This is a genomic window from Propioniciclava sp. (assembly GCF_036744435.1).
Lineage (GTDB): Bacteria > Actinomycetota > Actinomycetes > Propionibacteriales > Propionibacteriaceae > Propioniciclava.
Genome location: NZ_DAIOIA010000242.1, coordinates 1 through 1,679, shown reverse-complemented (window position 1 = coordinate 1,679; position 1,679 = coordinate 1). Strand labels below are relative to the sequence as shown.

Annotated in this window: 3 protein-coding genes and 1 pseudogene; 3 read left to right on the top strand and 1 reads right to left on the bottom strand. The window is 74.3% G+C overall.

Going from position 1 to position 1,679, the window contains the following annotated elements; genetic code table 11:
• Positions 1-309 (top strand): DMT family transporter (locus V7E09_RS15640; RefSeq protein ID WP_324523743.1); only part of this gene is annotated, 309 nt, incomplete at its 5' end.
• On the opposite strand, the gene V7E09_RS15635 is transcribed toward V7E09_RS15640, so the two are convergent.
• Complete coding sequence (locus V7E09_RS15635) at positions 259-891, bottom strand: helix-turn-helix transcriptional regulator (protein WP_324512229.1); 633 nt, start codon at positions 889-891, stop codon at positions 259-261. The genes V7E09_RS15640 and V7E09_RS15635 overlap by 51 nt on opposite strands.
• Positions 892-1,005: 114 nt before the next feature.
• Between V7E09_RS15635 and V7E09_RS15630 the strand changes: the two genes are divergently transcribed.
• Both V7E09_RS15630 and V7E09_RS15625 read left to right on the top strand, forming a co-directional pair.
• Positions 1,006-1,287: a DUF2249 domain-containing protein gene (locus tag V7E09_RS15630; protein ID WP_324512230.1), complete on the top strand. Its 282-nt coding sequence runs from the start codon at positions 1,006-1,008 to the stop codon at positions 1,285-1,287.
• 30 nt (positions 1,288-1,317) lie between these two features.
• A pseudogene (locus tag V7E09_RS15625) lies at positions 1,318-1,679 on the top strand (hypothetical protein); the annotation flags it as partial.

Sequence of the window (1,679 nt, the reverse complement as noted above, 5' to 3'; positions counted from 1 at the left end):
CTGATCCCTTCGGCGCTGGCCTACGCCGCCTACTTCGTCGGCCTGGGGTCGCAGAGTTCCACGACCGGCGTGCTGGTCTCCCTGCTGGAGCCGGTCACCGGCGCCATCCTCGCGGCCGTCGTGCTGGGCGAACGTCTCGGCGTCGCCGGCCTCGCCGGGGCAGCTCTGCTGCTGGGGGCCGTCGCCCTGGTGGCCTGGCCGAGCCGGGGCGGCGAACCGCGCGCAGGGGAAGAGGCCCGGGGGTCCGATCACCTCGGCTCAGGCGGAGAACTCGATGCGACAGGCGCCCGGGACGGCGAAAGGGGCTAGCGCGGCGTCGGCGTCCCCCGACGTCGCCTGCACGAGCCCGGCATGGACGGCGCACACCACCTCCGGGTGGTTCTCGGCGGCGTCCAGTAGCGGGCAGGTGCGCAACCAGACGGTGCGACCCTCCACGGCCGGGGAGAACCCCAGATCGCTCAGCAGGCGCACGGCGCTCGCCGGGGCTGGGTTGGTCGTCTTCGCCTGACCCCAGGCGCGACCGATCGCGTGAGCCTGCGCGGCGGCGTCCGGCTCGCGGTCGAGGTGGGCGGCCAGGGCGCCCACGAGTTCCGCGTACGCGCTCACGGCCGGATCCCCCCGCAGCGCGGACTCCCCGGACGCGGTCAGTGTGAACCCCAGGGCGGGGCGTCCGCGTCCCTGGCTGGGGAGGGGGTCGGCGGTCGCGAACCCGGCCACCTGCAGCGCTTCCAGATGCGCCCGGGTGGCGTTGGGGTGGCCGCCGAGCCGATCCACCAGTGCGCTCAACGCAACGGCAGGGCCCAGTTCGGCCAGCGCATGGGCGACGCGGGCACGGGCAGGCGGGAGGGGAGACACCTGCGGGCGGACGGGGCCGAGGCGGGGGGTCGTCATGGATCCAGTGTAGTGGAATAAATACAGAAGACTATGTAACAATAGCGCCACGGGTCGGCCCCGACCGGACTCAACGGGGCCGACCGCCCTCGCCTCACCCACGGAGAATCAGCCATGAGCGACTTGCCCCTCGTCGAACGCCCCACCTGCGGCTGCGGCCACCACGACGAGGACCTTCCCGTCCTGGACGCCCGCGTCATCCCGCACGCCCTGCGTCACGCCGCCATCCTGGGGGCACTCGCCTCGCTGACGCCGGGCCGCGCCATGGCGCTCGTCGCCCCGCACGACCCGCTGCCGCTCCTGGCACAGATCGCCGACGCCTACGGCGACACGGTCGAGGTGGGCTACCGCGAGCGCGGCCCCGAGTCCTGGACGCTGACCTTCACGCGTATCTGATTCCCGCGCACGACCCTCGCCACCACCGCCATGACGACCCACCCCGGCCCCACGCCGAGCGCACGGGAGCCGCGCGACGCCGCCGCGTCGCGGGTGCCGGGAGCCGGTGCGTCGGTCCAGTCCGGGACGCCTGAGCCCTCCCCGGCAGGCCGGTCACGCTCGGCCGCCCCGCGCATCGCGATCCTGGCACTCGGTGGGGCGTGCATGCTGGCCGGGCTGAACGCCGCCCTGGTAGCCGTCGGCGTCTGGGCCCCCGCCCCCGCCGACCACCTGCCCTCGGTGCACGGCATGGTCATGGTGCTCGGCTTCATGGGCACCCTCATCGCGCTCGAACGCGCCCAGGCGCTACGTCAGACCTGGGCCTACCTCGCGCCCGCGCTGCTGGCCTGCGG

Coding starts and splice junctions, on each gene's coding strand:
- V7E09_RS15635 (WP_324512229.1), bottom strand. CDS start 891: ATGACGACCCCCCGCCTCGGCCCCGTCCGCCCGCAGGTGTCTCCCCTC.
- V7E09_RS15630 (WP_324512230.1), top strand. CDS start 1,006: ATGAGCGACTTGCCCCTCGTCGAACGCCCCACCTGCGGCTGCGGCCAC.